The organism is Ignatzschineria sp. RMDPL8A, from assembly GCF_029815055.1.
In the GTDB taxonomy this organism is placed as follows: domain Bacteria; phylum Pseudomonadota; class Gammaproteobacteria; order Cardiobacteriales; family Wohlfahrtiimonadaceae; genus CALZBJ01.
In genome coordinates, this window is the sequence record NZ_JAPPWA010000002.1 from 920,268 (window position 1) to 936,971 (window position 16,704).

Sequence of the window (16,704 nt, forward strand, 5' to 3'; positions counted from 1 at the left end):
TCTTTATGCGACTTGCCGAATTATTAAAACCGTTTGTGGATAATGCTGTTTTAAAGGCTGATTGGGGGGCGCTCGAAATTGGCGGGCTCTCGTCTGATAGCCGTTACGCAAAAGCGGGCGATCTCTTTTTTGCACTGCGGGGCGAGCATTCTCATGGACTAGCCTTTCTTGATGCGCTACGCGAGAAAGAGGTGAGCGCAATTGTTTATGAAGCGGCAGAAGGGTATGAGATTCCAAGCGATCTTCCTGCCATTGAGATTGAAAATCTAACCGCGCTTCTTCCTAAAATTGGCTACGCCTTTTATCAAAACGCCATTGAAAGTTTAACGCTGATGGGGGTGACGGGAACGGAAGGGAAAACCTCGGTGACCCAATTTGTCGCGCAAGCCTTTGAGCATTTAGGGCAATCCTGTGCGCTCATTGGCACCAACGGGATTGGATTTTTAGGTGAGCTCAAAGAAAATACTCATACAACCCCGGATCTTCTTGCTCTCTACCGCTCCCTTAGTGAGATTAACCAAGCCTTTGATGTCAAGTATAAGGGTGAAGAAGGAGCATGCAAAAGGCCTTGCACGCTGGAAGTCACCTCCCATGCACTTGCGCAAAAACGTGTGGAAAATTTACGTTTTTTAGTCACCGCACAGACCAATTTAACTCGCGATCATCTCGATTATCACGGCACGATTGAAGCTTATGCGGCGGAAAAAGCGAAGCTCTTTTATGAGTATGAGTCGGTTTCGTCGGTGTTAAACATCGATGACGGGTTAGGAAAATCGCTCTATCACGGGCTGCAAGAACGGATTCCAAGTCGGATTTTATATCCCTACGGGCAAGGCAAGTGCGATCACCCTAATTTTTTACAGATTCAAGCTCTCACGCTGACTCATAGCGGCCTTGCGTTTACGCTGCAATTTCAAGGCAAGCAGTATGCGCTTGAAAGCCCGCTCTATGGCAGTTTTAATGCCTATAATCTCACCGCGATGGTGGGGATTTTATTAAGTTATGGCATTGAGATGGAGGCGATTGTCGGAATTTTACCGAGGATTACCCACGTCAAAGGGCGCATGGAGCGAGTTGAGCTTAAAAATGGTGCGGTGGCACTGGTGGATTATGCCCATAAACCCAATGCATTATTGCAGGCGTTAAAATCCTTGCGGGAACACCTTTCGGAGGGGCAATTGACCGTGGTCTTTGGTTGCGGTGGCGATCGCGATCGTGGGAAACGCCCCCTTATGGCCGAAATTGCTGAAGCGCACGCGGATCGTGTCGTGATCACGAGCGACAATCCCCGTAGTGAAGATCCGCAGGCGATTATCGATGAGATTAAAACCGGGCTAAAAACGCCTGAAAGCAGTTCTATTTTAGAAGAGATTAGCCGTCAAAAAGCGATCGCGATGGCGTTATCAGAGACTCAAAAAGGCGACATTGTCCTCGTTGCGGGGAAAGGGCATGAGGATTACCAAATTTTAGCCGATCGCGTCATCCACTTTTCAGACATCGAAGAGATCGAACGTTTTAATAGAGAATGATTATTATGAAACTATCAGAAGCAAGTCACATTATTCATGGCACTTTGCATGGCGAAGATGCTCACTTTTTTGGTGCAAGCTCTGACACGAGGCTTCTCGCACCGGGTGAACTCTTTTTTGCGTGGAAAGGCGATAATTTCGATGCACACCAGTTTTTAGAAAGTGCGGCGGCAAAAGGCGCAATTGCGGCGGTTGTTGAGCGATTTATTCCATCGGCAGAGCTCGCGCAAATTGTGGTGGACGATAGCCAAAAAGCCCTCGCCGTTTTAGCCAAAGCGTGGAAAAAAGAGTGGCAAGGTACCACCATTGCGCTTACCGGATCAAATGGTAAAACAACGCTCAAAGAGATGATCCGCTCCATTTTAAGTCTGCGCCATTCGGTGTTAGCGACTGAAGGCAATTTTAACAATCATGTGGGCTGTCCATTAACGCTCTTAAAACTGAGTGAAAAACATGACATTGCCGTGATCGAAATGGGCGCAAATCACGCCGGTGAAATTGCTTATTTAACCGACTTGGTTGGGCCTGATATCGCCATTATCAATAACGCAGGCCCTTGTCATTTAGAAGGGTTTGGCTCCATTGAAGGCGTTGCGAATGCGAAAGCGGAGATCTATCAAGGGTTAACCGATAATGGCGTTGCCGTTATTAATAGCGATGATACCTATGCACCGTTGTGGAAAGAGAAAGCCGCGGGGCACAAGCAGATCACGTTTGGCGTCTATGAAAAAGCGCAAGCGGATTTAACTTACGAGATTATCGAAGGAATGACCTTTGTGCTTCGCTATCAAGACAAATCCGTTGAAGTTTCGCTTAATCTCCTTGGCGCGCACAATATTCGTAACAGTGCGGCAGCGGCAGCGGCGGCGCTTATGGCGGGGGCAACCTTTGAGGATATTAAACAAGGGCTCGAGGCATTAATGCCGGTGAAAGGGCGCTTGGAACCCATTGCCTATCGCGATCACATCACCTTAATTAATGATGCCTATAATGCCAATCCCAATTCGCTGAAAGCGGGGATTAATGCCCTTAAATCCCCCGATCGTTGGGTGGTGTTAGGGGATATGCGTGAGCTTGGCAGTGATGAGATTAAGCTCCATAAAGAGTGCGGTGTTTACGCGAAAGACGCGGGCGTAACCAGACTTTTCACCTTGGGCGATCTTTCCAAACATATGACGCTTGCCTTTGGTGAGGGTGCGGCGCATTATAACTCGCACGATTCGCTCTTTAATGCGCTACAAGCGGCGCTCAATGATTATTCAGGGGAGGCGCTTGAAGTGCTATTTAAAGGTTCAAATAGTATGAATATGCCTCTTGTTATTAATGCGCTGTTAAAGCGTTAATCGTCTCTATTTAGTTGGTTTAAGGATTCCCATGCTTTACGCATTACTCTCATATCTCTCAGAATCGTGGGGCGCGTTGCGTCTCTTTCAATATATCTCAATGCGCGCAATTATGGCGGCGTTGACAGCACTGATCTTAAGTCTCTTTTTGGGCCCCGCTTTCATCCGTTATCTACAACGCCTGCAGATTGGGCAATTTGTCCGTACCGATGGGCCCGAATCCCATCTTTCAAAGCAAGGGACGCCGACCATGGGTGGACTTCTCATCATTTTTAGTATTTTGGTGAGCACGCTGTTATGGGGCGATCTAACCAGTTTTAATGTCTGGATTGTGCTCTTTGTTCTGGTGAGTTTTGGTTGGGTGGGCTTTTTAGATGATTACCGTAAGGTGGTGAAAAAACAATCGCTCGGGCTAACGGCGAAAGAGAAATATCTCTATCTAAGTCTCTTTGGGCTGATTGCCACCTGTGCACTCTATTTTACCGCGAAAACCCCGCAAGATACGGCGCTCCTCATTCCTTATTTTAAAAACTTAGCGATTCCACTTGGAATTGCGTTTATTCCCTTTGTCTATTTAGTGATTGTGGGGGCGAGTAATGCGGTTAATATGACCGACGGGCTCGATGGGCTTGCGATTATGCCGACCATTATGATCGCTGGCGCGCTTGCGATTTTCAGTTATGTCGCGGGGCACTCAGTCTACGCGGCTTACCTTGCGCTTCCTTATGTAGAAAATGGCGGTGAGATGGTTATTATCTGCGCTGCGATGGTGGGTGCGGGCCTTGGATTTTTATGGTTTAACACCTATCCTGCACAAGTCTTTATGGGCGATGTGGGTGCGCTATCCCTTGGGGCAACGCTTGGGGTGATTGCGGTGATTGTGCGTCAAGAGCTCGTCTTTTTCATCATGTCGGGGCTCTTTGTGATAGAGACCTTGTCGGTGATGATTCAAGTGATCTCATATAAAACTCGCGGGAAACGCGTGTTCCGCATGGCGCCGATCCATCATCACTTTGAATTAAAAGGGTGGCCTGAACCGAGGGTGATCGTTCGTTTTTGGATTTTAACGGTGATTTTAGTCCTGATTGGGCTCGCATCGTTGAAGATTCGCTAACGGCCAGAATTTATCCTACATTTTTACTACCTTTTTTCGTGCAATAGGGGTATAAAGGTAGGATCGCTATTAAAAAGCTTTTATGATTAGCGTATAATGAATTTTATAACATGTATCTCGCATGTAGGTTAATTATACTGAAACGACAGAAAGGAGAAAGGAATGAAAAAGCCAGTAAGAGTCACGATTACCGGTGCCGCTGGGAATATTGGTTATGCGATGGCCTTCAGAATTGCAGCAGGTGATATGCTCGGTCCTGACCAACCTGTAATTCTACAGTTATTAGAAATTACCCCTGCGCTTGAAGCGTTAAAAGGTGTGGTAATGGAGATCAATGACTGTGCATTCCCACTTGTACAAGATGTGATTGCAACGGACGATTTAAACGTTGCATTTAAAGACGCAGACTACGCAATGTTAGTGGGTGCGCGTCCACGCGGTCCAGGAATGGAGCGTAAAGATCTTTTAGAAGCCAACGGCGCAATCTTTGGCCCTCAAGGTAAAGCGCTTAACGATCACGCAAGCCGTGACGTTAAAGTATTAGTGGTCGGTAACCCAGCGAACACCAACGCACTAATCGCGATGAAAAATGCTCCGGATTTAAACCCAAGACAATTCACTGCGATGACTCGTTTAGACCATAACCGTGGTTTAAGCCTCTTAGCTGAGAAAACTGGAACCCACATCAATGATATTAAAAATCTTATCATCTGGGGTAACCACTCATCGACACAATATCCTGACCTTTCAAAAACCACTGTAAACGGTAAACCTGCACTTTCGCTCGTTGACCGCGAATGGTATCAAGATAGCTATATCCCACAAGTTCAACAACGTGGTGCAGCGATTATCGCAGCGCGTGGTGCATCATCAGCAGCATCAGCCGCCTCTTCAGCGATCGATCATATGCGCTCATGGGCACTTGGCACACAAGAAGGTGACTGGGTGAGCATGGCGGTTCCTGCAGATGGTTCATACGGCGTTGAAGAAGGCATCATCTATTCATACCCATGCGTATGTAAAGATGGTGGCTATGAGATCGTTCAAGGGTTAGAGATTGACGAATACTCACAAGCGAAAATGGATGCAACTGAAAAAGAACTTCGCGAAGAAGCGGATGCAGTTAAAGCACTTTTAGGTTAATCCTTGTTAAAAATAAGGCGAAAGAGTTCGATAAATAAGAACAATTCGCAAATCAGTAGAAAGGCTATATAATATTGTATAGCCTTTTTTCTTGCCTAAAATAACAGACCCAATCAGAAGGATTTAGAAGGATTATATGGACAGTCGAAAAAAAGTCGGAGTGCTTTTAGTTAATCTCGGAACCCCCGATGCACCAACAGCGCCTGCCTTAAAGCGCTATTTAGCAGAGTTTTTGAGTGATCCGCGCGTTATCGAGGAGCCCAAATGGAAATGGTATCCCATCTTGTACGGCATTATCCTTCAAGTAAGGCCTAAAAAGTCGGCGGCCAAGTATCAAACCGTTTGGACCGATGAAGGCTCACCGCTTCTCTATATTACTCAGCATCAAGCGAATAAAGTGCGCGAGCTACTTCCAGACAATTATGTGGTCGATATTGCGATGCGTTACGGGGAGCCGTCCATCGATCAAGGTATTACAAAAATGATTGAAGCGAACGTCGATGAAATTGTGCTATTTCCGCTCTATCCGCAATATTCAGCAGCAACCACTGCAACGGTAATGGATAAAGTAGGCGAGGTGTTAAAAGAGAAGCGCTATTTCCCCGCGATTCGAGTGATGGGCGCGTACTATAAAAATCCGCTTTACATTCAAGCTTGTGCCGAGCGCATTCGTGAAACCCTAGGCGATAGCTTCGATACGCTCGATAAGATTGTTTTCTCCTATCATGGCATGCCAAAAGCAACCTATGATCTTGGTGACCCGTATTTTGATCAATGTATGGAAACCACAAAGCTCATTGCGGCGGAGTTAGGGGAATCGCTCGACCGATTTGAAACGGTCTTCCAATCCCGATTTGGAAGTGCAGAATGGCTTCAACCCTATGCGGCAGAATATTTTAATGAAGCGCCGAAAAAAGGCATCAAAAAAATTGCGGTGTTCTGCCCCGGATTTAGCGCGGACTGTTTAGAGACGATCGAAGAGATGGCCGATGAAAACTATGAGGAATTTATGAATGCCGGCGGTGATGCCTATCACTTTGTGCCGTGCCTCAATGAAGATCCACGCCACATTGAGATGATGGTCGATGAGATCTTAAATTAATCTGGCCCAGCATGATGCGTTAAAAATGACGTAATAAAAATGTAGGGATAAAAGAAAACCCCAAGTGAACTTGAGTCAACTTGGGGTTTTTCTGTTTACGCTTACTAAATGCTAAACGCTATTAAATGCGATCTTAGTTTTTAAGCATTTTTTCGAGGTAGTGGATATTTACGCCACCCTCTAAGAATTTTTTATCTTCTAAAATGCGTAAGTGAAGATCAGCGTTTGTTTTAATCCCTTCGATTACGAGCTCATTGAGCGCGTTTTTAAGACGAGCAATCGCCATCTCACGGGTAGGGCCGTGCGCAATAATTTTTGCGATCATCGAATCATAGAACGGAGGAACTGTATAGCCCGCATAGATGTGGGTATCGATACGAATTCCAGGACCGCCTGGGGGATGATAAGTGGTGATTAAACCCGGTGAAGGGATAAAAGTGTTCGGATCTTCCGCATTGATACGGCACTCGATCGCATGCCCTGTGAAGTGAATATCTTCTTGTGAAATTGAGAGTTTTTGACCGCTCGCAATTTTAAGCTGTTCACGCACAAGGTCGACACCGGTTAACATTTCCGTTACTGGGTGCTCAACTTGGATACGAGTATTCATCTCGATGAAGTAGAATTCGCCATTTTCATAGAGGAATTCAAAGGTTCCCGCACCGCGATAATTGATGCGCTTACACGCTTCAACGCACGCTTCACCAATGCGTTCACGCTCTTCTTGAGTGATGCCAGGCGCTGTGGCTTCTTCAAGCACTTTTTGGTGACGACGTTGCAATGAACAGTCACGCTCACCGAGATAGATCGCATTTCCTTGACCATCGGCTAAGACTTGAATCTCAACGTGACGGGGGTTTTCAAGGTATTTTTCCATGTAAACCATGTCATTGTTGAACGCCGCTTTCGCTTCCGATTTGGTTAAAGAGATCGATTTAATGAGCTCTTCTTTTGAGTGAACGACACGCATACCGCGTCCGCCACCTCCGCCGGAGGCTTTGATAATCACCGGATAACCCACTTCTTCAGCGAGTTTGAGGTTCTCTTTATCATTATCGCCAAGCGCTTCTTCAGACCCGGGAACGCAAGGAACGCCGGATTCGATCATCGCTTTTTTCGCTGAAACTTTATCACCCATAATGCGGATTGTTTCAGGGCGAGGGCCGATAAAGACAAACCCAGAGGTTTCCACTTGTTCGGCAAAATTGGCATCTTCTGCAAGGAAGCCATAACCGGGGTGAATTCCATCACTTTCGGTCAGTTCCGCGGCAGAAATAATGCGAGGAATATTAAGATAGCTCTCAACCGGTGACGATGGGCCGATACAGACAGATTCGTCGGCTAAACGCACATGTTTGAGATCTTTATCGCCTGTGGAGTGGACGGCAACAGTTTTGATGCCGAGCTCCTTACAGGCTCTTAGGATACGAAGCGCGATTTCACCGCGATTCGCAATCAGAACTTTTTTAAGCATCGATACGCTCCTTATTCAAGGATCATAAGTGGTTGATCGTATTCAACGGGTTCGCCGTTCGCAACTAAGATCTGAGCCACTTTACCTGAGATTTCGCTCTCGATTTGGTTAAACATTTTCATCGCTTCTACGATACAAACCACATCGCCCACTTTAACGTCTTGACCAACGCCGGTGAATGGGTCTGAGGTAGGAGATGCTGCGGTGTAGAACGTTCCAACCATTGGTGAACGGATCACTTTCCCCGCAGGAAGTGCATCGGGATCGGCCGCTACATCTGCAGCAGGCGCGGATTGTGGAGCTGCTTGAGGTGCTTGCATTTGAGGCATCTGTTGCATCATCATTTGCGGCATCATCATTTGGGGCATGTTCCCTTGAACAAAGGTGCCCTCTTTAGGGGTACGGCTGATGCGGAGAGATTCTTCACCTTCCGTGATTTCGATCTCTGCGACGCTTGAATCGTCTAATAATTCAATGAGTTTTTGTATTTTTTTGATATCCATAAACAGTCTACTCCTTAAAATTGACTCTGTAATTGTACCGTATTGTAACGAACTATTCTTTGATTAAATCGATCGCCTTCATGAGTGCGAGTTCATATCCAAATGTGCCACAACCAATAATAACGCCCGCTGCAATATCGGAAAGATAGGAGCGGTGTCGGAAGGGCTCACGTTGATAAATATTGGAGATATGAATTTCGACGAAGGGGATATCGGTGCCTAAAAATGCATCTCGAATGGCGATGCTGGTATGAGTAAAGGCACCAGGGTTGATAATAATTGCGCGAACACCGTCCTGTTTCGCTTGGTGAATCGCCTCAATAATTTCATATTCACGGTTGCTCTGCATGCATAAAATTGAATAATTATTACGCACTGAAAGATCGGTCAAACGGGATTCGATGGACGCAAGAGTATCGTTACCGTAGGTCTCGGGTTCTCGCATTCCCAGAAGGTTTAAGTTCGGCCCGTTGATTAAGAGCAGTGAATGATTTGTCTTTTGCATAATCGGATTTTGCTATATTTACACCGAGTTGTCCATTAAATTAATTGAATTGATAATGGAATTTTATTAATAAATTCATTGGGTATTGCTATAATGACTGATTAATTACTACAAATTGTTTTTTCAATGAATCTATTTTTGCCAAAGTGTCATTATAGCATTAGATCGATTCGGCAATCACTGTTATTTATTCTCTTTATTGTGATGGCCGTCATCCCGCAGATGGTTTACGCGGGTGGGCGTGATAAAGCGCCTCTATTGCTGACCGATATTTTAGCAGATGGACTCTCGTTAGAAGAGCGTGAGCATCGTCATGTTAAAAGTCATATGGAGAATTATCGCAAACATAGCGTCTCCATCTTTAGTCATTTAGACGAAGATCGTTTAGTGATCTTTAATTACGTCTTAAATGAAGTGAAATCCCGTGGCATGCCACTTGAGCTGGCCTTTATTCCGCTCGTTGAGAGCAGTTATCGCCCCAATGCATCAAATCGTGGTACGCACGTCGGTTTATGGCAGATGGGTGAAGCAACGGCGAAAACCTTTGGCGTTCCTGTAACGCGGGTCTTTGATGGGCGTTACGATATCGAGCGTTCAACGCAAGGGGCGCTCAATTATTTAGAATATCTGCATAACCGCTTTGATGGGGATTGGTTACTGGCGATTGCCGCCTATAACGCCGGAGAAGGGCGGGTGCTTCGTGCCATGAAACGCAATGAAAGGGAGGGTAAAAAAACCGACTTTTGGTCACTCTCCCTTCCGCGAATTACCCAAGCCTATATTCCCAAAGTGCTCGCACTATCGCGTTTAGCGCAAGAAGAGAGTCGTTTAAAAGTCCCACGCCGTAATGTCTCTAAATTGGTGAAAATTGAAGTGTTAAAGCCGACGCAACTCTCAGCGATTGTGAGTGAATTCTCCATTGAACAGCCGTCGATTGAGTTTTATAACCCCAATTATAAACGCCATAAAGATCATGTCCGCACCATCATCGTTCCGGAGAAGTATCTTAAATAAATTAAGGTTTAGTTAATAAAAAAACGCCTCGAGTCAATCGGGGCGTTTTTGTGTGAGCATGTTTTAAATGTGGGAGTATTAATCTTTATTAAAAAAGGCTTCGTGGGCTGCAAGCTCTTCAGTGTTGGCGTAGATCACTCGTGTACCGCCGGAAACCTTTTTCGCCGTTGCCATTAAAAGATCCTCATCGGCATCGCTCTCTTTTTGGCTACCATCATCAAAGAGCAACAGCGATTCCTGACCGCCCGTCATCTTTAGATAGACTTGCGCGAGAAGCTCCGAGTCAATCAGAGCGCCGTGAAGCACACGATTGGAGTTGTTCACATCTAAACGGCGACAGAGTGCGTCAAGAGTATTACGTTGCCCGGGATACATATCGCGCGCCATAATTAAGGTATCGATAACGCTCGAGGTTTTACTCACTGGCGGAAGGCCCATGCGCTCAAGCTCAAAATCGAGGAATCCCACGTCAAACGCGGCGTTATGAATGATCAGTTCATCTCCATTGACGTAATCTAGAAAGGATTGTCCAACCGCTTCAAAGAGAGGCTTGTCGCGTAAAAACTCATCGCTCAACCCATGAACTTTAAACGCCTCTTCCGGCATATCTCGCTCAGGATTAATATAGACATGGTAATGATTGTCGGTGATTTGGCGGTCGATCATCTCGATGCAACCGATCTCCACAATACGATCACCAGTTGCGTGATCAAACCCTGTGGTTTCCGTATCGAGCACAATTTGTCTACTCATGAATCTCTCCTTTTTTCGCTATTGTTCGCTACGAGCTTGTGCGATTGCGCCGGTCGCGAGATCGTCGGCCCGTTCATTTTCAGGATGGCCAGCATGGCCTTTAACCCAGCGCCAATCCACCGATAGATGGCGTTTTTCGGCCTCTAATAGGCGTTGCCATAGATCTTGATTGCTCACCGGTTTATTGCTCGCCGTTTTCCAGCCCTTTTTAATCCAGTTTTGCACCCAATTTAAGATGCCTTGCTGAACGTAGCGGGAATCGGTAGAAAGAGCCACATGACAAGGGCGATTGAGCGCTTCGAGCGCCATAATGGCGGCCATAAGTTCCATGCGATTGTTGGTGGTTTCAGGGGCAAAGCCTGAGAGCTCTTTTTCATGCCCTCGATATTTTAATAGAACGCCCCAACCGCCTGGGCCAGGGTTTCCACTGCAGGCGCCATCGGTGTAGGCGTGTACAAGATTATTTTCGTCGATCATGATGATTTATACGGCTACTTGAGCGCGAATGGCAGGGTGAGGATCGTACTCTTCGATGACAAAATCCTCAAATTCAAAGCTAAAAATATCGGTCGCTTGCGTATCGATTTTAAGTTTCGGCAGCGCGCGGGGTGAGCGAGAGAGCTGAAGATCCACCTGCTCTAAATGATTGCTATAGAGATGGCAATCGCCCCCGGTCCAGATAAAATCACCCACCTCTAAGCCAGTCACATGGGCGACCATATGGGTTAAGAGTGAGTAGCTCGCGATATTAAAGGGCACGCCCAAAAAGAGATCGGCAGAGCGTTGATAGAGTTGGCACGAGAGTTTGCCATCGGCAACGTAAAATTGAAACAGAAGATGGCACGGTGGAAGCGCCATATTAGCAAGCTCGCCCACATTCCACGCACTGACAATAAGGCGGCGGGAATCGGGGGTGTGTTTTATCTCGTGAATGAGATTGGCGATCTGGTCGATCGTTTTTCCATCACGGGTAGGCCAGCTGCGCCACTGCGCGCCGTACACCGGGCCTAAGTTCCCCGCTTCGTCAGCCCATTCATTCCAGATCCGTACGCCATTATCTTGGAGATATTGCACGTTGGTATCGCCGTTTAAAAACCATAATAGCTCATAAATAATGGAGCGCAGATGAAGTTTTTTCGTGGTAACAAGGGGAAAACCCTCTTGCAGGTTGAAGCGCATCTGATGACCAAAGATCGAATAGGTGCCAGTTCCGGTGCGATCGTCCTTGAAGGTCCCTTCGTCGCGCACTTTTTTGATAAGATCAAGATATTGCTGCATCGTGTTTTCCTCGATATGCATAGATAAATAGAAGCGCACCGCCGAGAATCATCGGGATGCAGAGAATCATGCCCATAGTGAGCCAATCGCCGGCAAGATAGCCAAGATGGGCATCGGGTTCGCGGTAAAATTCCACGATAAAACGGAAAATGCCATAGCCCATTAAAAAGAGTGCGGAAGGCGCGAACGCCGGGCGCGGTCTACGGGTGTAGATCCATAAAATAAGAAAGAGAGCAAAACCTTCTAAGGCCGCCTCATAGAGCATCGATGGGTGGCGATAGATTCCGTAGAGATAATCGGGCGCAGTGTGAAAGAGAAATCCCCAAGTTTGATCGGTGGGCTTTCCCCATAATTCACTATTAATAAAGTTGCCTAACCGGCCAAGCAACAAGCCAATCGGCGCAAGCGGGGCGATAAAATCGGCAATCTCGGCAAAGGATTTTTTAAATTTCCGCGTTGCGAAAAGGGCGGCAATAATCACCCCTAACAGCCCGCCATGAAAGCTCATGCCTGCCCATGACAATCCATTTTCAGTAATGCCAAGCAGGTAGAGCGGGTTGTGAATAAAGGTCTCAAATTGATAAAAAAGCGTGTAGCCAATACGTCCGCCAAGCACCGCGCCTAAAAAGAGATAGAAGGCTAGATCGCTCACTTCGCTCTTTTTCCAGCCGGAATCAGGTTGCTTTGCGCGATATGACCCGACAGCAATAATCACAAAGAGCGCGAGAATGTACATAAATCCGTACCAATGAATGGCGAGCGGACCGATCTTCAGCATGACAGGATCGAAGTTCGGCTCAAAAAAGAGAGATGATGTCATAAGGCCTCGTTTTCGAAAATTAAAAAGCGATTTACCATTGTACAGAATGGCGCGCCTGAACAAAAGGGCTCAAAAAATTGAAATAAAAAAGGGACGGTGTTAAATCCCATCCCTTTGATGTTTCACTGGTAAAACGTTATTTTTCGTCAGCGTTAGCGTTAGTGTCACTGTTGGTATCAGCGTCTTTCTCGGAGAGCTGTTTTACGAGACCATCAAGTACCATAATAAATTGATCAAACGGTGAGACATTCGCATTATTTAAGCGATTCGCTTTTTCGATATCGAGAACATATTCACCGTTTACAATCACCGCAGGGGTGTAGTTAACGCGATAATATTTACTCATATATTCCGCAGAGCGCTTAAATTTAAGATTGGTAGCAAATGAATCGTAGCCCGCTAAGAACGCTTTTTTGTCCATGTCATATTTTTTGGCGAAATAATCGGCAATGGCTTCTTTTTTGATAAAGCGCTGATTGTCGTTGAAGATCGCGTCAAAAAATGCAGAGTGATAGGGCTCAACTTTATCCATTGCTTCAAAGGCATAATAGGTTTTTGCGTAGAGCTCACTGGTGCGTGGCCCGGGATAGGGAAGGCGAACATAATTGACCTTCTCTTCATTCACTTTCGCCCATTTTTCGATATAGGGGTCTAAGCGATAGCAGGTGCCACAGGTGTAGGAAAATACCAAGACCACTTCCACTTTATTCGCTTCACCTTCAAGAAGGGGGGCTTTGTTTGAAAGGGTTTCGTACAAGGTGGCATCGGTCGATTGAGCCGTTGCGACTTGCGTCACTAAGGTTAAAAGTGCAACAAACGAAAATAGTAGTCGTTTCATAGTCAGTTCGATCCTCTTTTAGTTATTACGGAGGGGAAAATAAAAACCCCTAGTTGAACAGTATACGACCTTTTAGGATTATCGTTCAAATAGGGGATTTATAGATTGTTCGCATAGCTAGCGCTCTCAATTAAAGCGAAGCGTCCAATGGATTCAAGGGCGATTTAGTTGTTCGCTTGACGAATCGTTGGGCGTTTGATTTGGAGAGTTTCAATATATTTTGCTAACCCTTTAATCTCTTCATCAGTTAAGCGCTCGGCGATATCGCGCATCATGCGCTCTGGGTCGTTGCTACGAACCGCTTTTTCAGCGCGGCTATTTTTAAATGCGAAGAGTTGTTTTTCGGTGTATTGCGCATATTGGCCTGCGATCATTGGATATTTTGCAGGGCCGTTCCCCATTCCTGATGGGCTATGGCATGATGAACACGCGGGGATGTTACGGTTAACGTCACCACCACGATAGAGGTAGTCGATGCGTGTTTCAAATTCGTTGCTAGGAGTTTTTGCTGCATCGGCAAGCACAGGTTTTTGTGATGAGAACCATGCAGCGATGTGTGCTGCCATTTCAGAGTCGAGCATTTTACCGCCCATCATTGGCATTGATACGTATGGCATCATTTGCACTTCAACGCGGTAGATTCCCTCTTTTTTTGCACGCTCAGGATCCATGTGAGAAATCTGTAGTGAACGTAACTGCTGGAGGATATATTCAGGATGTTGTCCTGCTAGACGTGGGAAGGTTGGGCCCATTGACATTGGCTCGCCCGCTTTATTTAAACGAGGATTGCCTTCTTTGTCGCGAATAATTCCATCTCCTTGAAGGCCGTGACAAGTTCCACAGGTGGTTCTAGCAAGCTCGAGGCCGATTTCTGCGCTAGGCACAAAGTTCGCAGGGAGGGGATTATCCAAGGGGATTTCTTTGGCTTGTACGCTAGACAAAAGCAGCGTAGAAAGACCGATTCCTAGTAGAGTTTTATAATTGAAACGCACAGCTTTCTTATCTCCTAAAAAATTATGATTTTCATACTGTTAATCTTGAGTAAGTTAACATTTCAACGAAATTATTTCTATATTCTAATATAATTTTTATAAAATATGTAGTGATTTAGGTAAAGAACCTAGGCTTTAGTTCGAAGAGATGACTTTATACATAGAGTTGAGTGAATAGTTAAGCGTATCACGGCTTGCGATCATTTATCGTTTATTCTCTATAAATAAGCACAATATTGGGTTTGTGATCTAAAGCAGTTGGCTCTATAATTAAGGTTTGGCTGCATTTAAATAAGAAATAAGCAAATTTGATGATTGGAGTAATTGAATGCCTATAGTTAAATTACCAGATGGTAGTGAGCGTAAATACGACGGTGATGTCACTGGTTTTGATATTGTGAATGATATTGGGCCAGGCCTTGCGAAAGCAGCGGTCGGGATTGTAGTGGACGGCGTGGATAAGGATTTATCACACACCATTACGACCGATGTGGATTTCCGTGTACTGACGGGACGAGACGAAGCGGGTCTTGATATTATTCGTCATACGTTAGCCGCTCAAATTTTAGCGCGGGCAGTCAAAGATCTCTATCCGACGGCAAAACTTGCGATCGGACCAACGATTGAGCACGGGTTTTATTATGACGTGGATTTTGAAGAGCCGATCGTTCCTGAAGATCTTCCTGCGATTGAAAAGCGCATGCGTGAGATCATTAAAGAAGGTTTAGATGTCACCCGCGAAATGTGGGAGCGACAAGCCGCGATCGATTATTTCCTCAATAAAGGCGAAATCTACAAAGCCGATATCATTGAGCGTGCGCCAGAAGATCAAACGGAAATCTCGCTCTATCGTCAAGGCAATAATGGCGAGGATATCTTTATGGACCTCTGCTTTGGTCCGCATCTTCCCAATGTGAAAAAAGCGAACATCGCCTTTGCGTTAACGAACGTTGCCGGAGCGTATTGGCGCGGGGATTCAAACAATAAAATGTTAACCCGTATCTACGCGGTAGCATTTAATAGTGATAAAGAATTAAAAGAGCATCTAAAACGCGTTGAAGAAGCGGTAAAACGTGACCATCGCCGTATTGGTCGTGCGCAAAATCTCTTCCATTTACAAGAAGAAGCACCAGGTATGGTGTTCTGGCATCCGAAAGGTTGGACCATTTGGCAAGTGGTTGAGCAATATATGCGTGAGCGTCAAAAAGAAGAGGGTTACCTTGAAATTCGCACACCCATGATTGCGGACCGTTCACTTTGGGAGCGTTCAGGGCACTGGGCAAACTATAAAGAGAATATGTTCACCACCGCGTCTGAAAATCGTGATTACGCGGTAAAACCGATGAACTGCCCATGTCACATTGAAGTATTTAATCATGGTCTTCACTCCTATCGTGACTTACCGCTACGTTTAGCGGAGTTTGGATCGTGCCATCGTAACGAGCCATCAGGAGCACTTCACGGATTAATGCGCGTACGCGGATTCGTTCAAGATGATGCGCATATCTTCTGTCGTGATGATCAGATCGTTGATGAAGTCCGCCGTTTCCATGCGTTTGCAATGAGCGTTTACAAACATTTCGGCTTTACTGATATCAGCATTAAATTATCGCTTCGCCCAGAGCAGCGTGCAGGATCCGATGAGATCTGGAACCACGCAGAATCAGGTCTACGCAGTGCATTAAACGCTGCAGGCATCGCTTGGGAAGAGCTTCCAGGCGAAGGGGCGTTTTATGGTCCTAAAGTGGAATATCACATCAAAGATGCGATCGGCCGTTCATGGCAAGTGGGTACGATTCAGTTAGACTTCGTACTTCCTGAGCGCCTTGGCGCAAGTTTTGTGGATGAAGACAATACCCGTAAAACACCGGTTATGCTTCACCGCGCAATTTTAGGTTCTTTTGAGCGTTTCATCGGGATCTTGATTGAGCATCACGCAGGATCATTCCCGCTCTGGCTCGCGCCTGAACAAGTGATTGTGACCACCATCACCAATCATCAAGATGAGTATGCAACGCAAGTGGCAGAAACACTTCGAAATCGAGGCTTCCGCGTTAAGCTTGATACCCGTAATGAAAAGATCGGTTATAAGATTCGTGAAGCAACCGTAGGCCGCATTCCATACATCGTTGTGGTGGGTGCGCGCGAGGATGAGCTCGGCTTAGTGGCGGTTCGTACACGTGAAGGTCAAGATTTAAGTACCATGCAGATTAATGAATTTGTAGAATATTTAAACAAGAATCAGTATAATTAGAGATTATTATAAATTTAACGTAACTTTGATGATTAACATTAA

At 45.9% G+C, this 16,704-nt stretch carries 16 protein-coding genes; 7 read left to right on the forward strand and 9 right to left on the reverse strand.

From position 1 onward, the window contains the following. The first annotated feature begins 5 nt into the window (after positions 1 to 5). From OXI21_RS05695 to hemH, 5 genes are all read left to right on the forward strand, one after another. Positions 6 to 1,529 carry a UDP-N-acetylmuramoyl-L-alanyl-D-glutamate--2,6-diaminopimelate ligase gene (locus tag OXI21_RS05695; protein WP_279618595.1) on the forward strand — a complete coding sequence of 508 codons (1,524 nt, stop codon included), beginning with the start codon at positions 6 to 8 and terminating at the stop codon, positions 1,527 to 1,529. Between the two features lie 5 nt (positions 1,530 to 1,534). Then, positions 1,535 to 2,872, forward strand: a complete 1,338-nt coding sequence (gene murF, locus OXI21_RS05700) for a UDP-N-acetylmuramoyl-tripeptide--D-alanyl-D-alanine ligase (RefSeq protein WP_279618596.1) — start codon at positions 1,535 to 1,537, stop codon at positions 2,870 to 2,872. A gap of 31 nt (positions 2,873 to 2,903) precedes the next feature. After that, positions 2,904 to 3,986, forward strand: coding sequence for a phospho-N-acetylmuramoyl-pentapeptide-transferase (gene mraY / locus OXI21_RS05705; RefSeq protein ID WP_279618597.1), 1,083 nt, complete (start codon positions 2,904 to 2,906; stop codon positions 3,984 to 3,986). A 162-nt stretch (positions 3,987 to 4,148) separates the two neighbouring features. Further along, on the forward strand, positions 4,149 to 5,129 hold the full coding sequence (locus OXI21_RS05710) for a malate dehydrogenase (protein WP_279618598.1): 981 nt from the start codon (positions 4,149 to 4,151) through the stop codon (positions 5,127 to 5,129). Between the two features lie 136 nt (positions 5,130 to 5,265). After that, positions 5,266 to 6,231, forward strand: a complete 966-nt coding sequence (gene hemH, locus OXI21_RS05715; RefSeq protein WP_279618599.1) for a ferrochelatase — start codon at positions 5,266 to 5,268, stop codon at positions 6,229 to 6,231. A 133-nt stretch (positions 6,232 to 6,364) separates the two neighbouring features. On the opposite strand, the gene accC is transcribed toward hemH, so the two are convergent. Genes accC through aroQ form a run of 3 tightly spaced genes read right to left on the reverse strand, consistent with a single transcriptional unit; the run spans position 6,365 to position 8,713 of the window. After that, positions 6,365 to 7,705, reverse strand: coding sequence for an acetyl-CoA carboxylase biotin carboxylase subunit (gene accC / locus OXI21_RS05720; RefSeq protein WP_279618600.1), 1,341 nt, complete (start codon positions 7,703 to 7,705; stop codon positions 6,365 to 6,367). Positions 7,706 to 7,716: 11 nt separating this feature from the next. Next, complete coding sequence (gene accB / locus OXI21_RS05725) at positions 7,717 to 8,208, reverse strand: acetyl-CoA carboxylase biotin carboxyl carrier protein (RefSeq protein ID WP_279618601.1); 492 nt, start codon at positions 8,206 to 8,208, stop codon at positions 7,717 to 7,719. 52 nt (positions 8,209 to 8,260) lie between these two features. Continuing rightward, a complete protein-coding gene (gene aroQ, locus OXI21_RS05730; RefSeq protein ID WP_279618602.1) occupies positions 8,261 to 8,713 on the reverse strand; it encodes a type II 3-dehydroquinate dehydratase in 453 nt (150 codons plus the stop codon). 222 nt (positions 8,714 to 8,935) lie between these two features. Between aroQ and OXI21_RS05735 the strand changes: the two genes are divergently transcribed. Next, positions 8,936 to 9,727: a transglycosylase SLT domain-containing protein gene (locus OXI21_RS05735; protein WP_279618603.1), complete on the forward strand. Its 792-nt coding sequence runs from the start codon at positions 8,936 to 8,938 to the stop codon at positions 9,725 to 9,727. Positions 9,728 to 9,805: 78 nt separating this feature from the next. Here the strand turns inward: OXI21_RS05735 and dnaQ are convergent, their stop codons facing one another. The 6 genes from dnaQ to OXI21_RS05765 form a co-directional block, all read right to left on the reverse strand. Next, on the reverse strand, positions 9,806 to 10,480 hold the full coding sequence (gene dnaQ, locus OXI21_RS05740) for a DNA polymerase III subunit epsilon (RefSeq protein WP_279618604.1): 675 nt from the start codon (positions 10,478 to 10,480) through the stop codon (positions 9,806 to 9,808). A gap of 18 nt (positions 10,481 to 10,498) precedes the next feature. Continuing rightward, the gene (rnhA, locus tag OXI21_RS05745) at positions 10,499 to 10,957 is read right to left on the reverse strand and encodes a ribonuclease HI (RefSeq protein WP_279618605.1); all 459 of its coding nucleotides are present in this window, start codon (positions 10,955 to 10,957) and stop codon (positions 10,499 to 10,501) included. A 6-nt stretch (positions 10,958 to 10,963) separates the two neighbouring features. Continuing rightward, positions 10,964 to 11,758 carry a thymidylate synthase gene (locus OXI21_RS05750; RefSeq protein ID WP_279618606.1) on the reverse strand — a complete coding sequence of 265 codons (795 nt, stop codon included), beginning with the start codon at positions 11,756 to 11,758 and terminating at the stop codon, positions 10,964 to 10,966. After that, entirely contained in the window at positions 11,742 to 12,578 is an 837-nt protein-coding gene (gene lgt, locus OXI21_RS05755; protein WP_279618607.1) for a prolipoprotein diacylglyceryl transferase, read from the reverse strand. Before lgt ends, OXI21_RS05750 begins: the two co-directional genes overlap by 17 nt. A gap of 136 nt (positions 12,579 to 12,714) precedes the next feature. Further along, positions 12,715 to 13,416: a thiol:disulfide interchange protein DsbA/DsbL gene (locus OXI21_RS05760; RefSeq protein WP_279618608.1), complete on the reverse strand. Its 702-nt coding sequence runs from the start codon at positions 13,414 to 13,416 to the stop codon at positions 12,715 to 12,717. Positions 13,417 to 13,580: 164 nt separating this feature from the next. Continuing rightward, a complete protein-coding gene (locus OXI21_RS05765; RefSeq protein ID WP_279618609.1) occupies positions 13,581 to 14,327 on the reverse strand; it encodes a c-type cytochrome in 747 nt (248 codons plus the stop codon). Between the two features lie 409 nt (positions 14,328 to 14,736). On the opposite strand from OXI21_RS05765, the gene thrS reads away from it, so the two are divergent. After that, on the forward strand, positions 14,737 to 16,662 hold the full coding sequence (thrS, locus tag OXI21_RS05770) for a threonine--tRNA ligase (protein WP_279618610.1): 1,926 nt from the start codon (positions 14,737 to 14,739) through the stop codon (positions 16,660 to 16,662). Positions 16,663 to 16,704 lie beyond the last annotated feature (42 nt).

Excerpts from the sequence above, each read along its gene's own strand:
- murF (WP_279618596.1), top strand. The coding sequence starts at position 1,535 with ATGAAACTATCAGAAGCAAGTCACATTATTCATGGCACTTTGCATGGC.
- thrS (WP_279618610.1), top strand. The coding sequence starts at position 14,737 with ATGCCTATAGTTAAATTACCAGATGGTAGTGAGCGTAAATACGACGGT.
- OXI21_RS05750 (WP_279618606.1), bottom strand. The coding sequence starts at position 11,758 with ATGCAGCAATATCTTGATCTTATCAAAAAAGTGCGCGACGAAGGGACC.
- OXI21_RS05695 (WP_279618595.1), top strand. The coding sequence starts at position 6 with ATGCGACTTGCCGAATTATTAAAACCGTTTGTGGATAATGCTGTTTTA.
- rnhA (WP_279618605.1), bottom strand. The coding sequence starts at position 10,957 with ATGATCGACGAAAATAATCTTGTACACGCCTACACCGATGGCGCCTGC.
- dnaQ (WP_279618604.1), bottom strand. The coding sequence starts at position 10,480 with ATGAGTAGACAAATTGTGCTCGATACGGAAACCACAGGGTTTGATCAC.
- OXI21_RS05710 (WP_279618598.1), top strand. The coding sequence starts at position 4,149 with ATGAAAAAGCCAGTAAGAGTCACGATTACCGGTGCCGCTGGGAATATT.
- hemH (WP_279618599.1), top strand. The coding sequence starts at position 5,266 with ATGGACAGTCGAAAAAAAGTCGGAGTGCTTTTAGTTAATCTCGGAACC.
- accC (WP_279618600.1), bottom strand. The coding sequence starts at position 7,705 with ATGCTTAAAAAAGTTCTGATTGCGAATCGCGGTGAAATCGCGCTTCGT.
- lgt (WP_279618607.1), bottom strand. The coding sequence starts at position 12,578 with ATGACATCATCTCTCTTTTTTGAGCCGAACTTCGATCCTGTCATGCTG.
- aroQ (WP_279618602.1), bottom strand. The coding sequence starts at position 8,713 with ATGCAAAAGACAAATCATTCACTGCTCTTAATCAACGGGCCGAACTTA.
- OXI21_RS05735 (WP_279618603.1), top strand. The coding sequence starts at position 8,936 with ATGGTTTACGCGGGTGGGCGTGATAAAGCGCCTCTATTGCTGACCGAT.
- OXI21_RS05760 (WP_279618608.1), bottom strand. The coding sequence starts at position 13,416 with ATGAAACGACTACTATTTTCGTTTGTTGCACTTTTAACCTTAGTGACG.
- accB (WP_279618601.1), bottom strand. The coding sequence starts at position 8,208 with ATGGATATCAAAAAAATACAAAAACTCATTGAATTATTAGACGATTCA.
- mraY (WP_279618597.1), top strand. The coding sequence starts at position 2,904 with ATGCTTTACGCATTACTCTCATATCTCTCAGAATCGTGGGGCGCGTTG.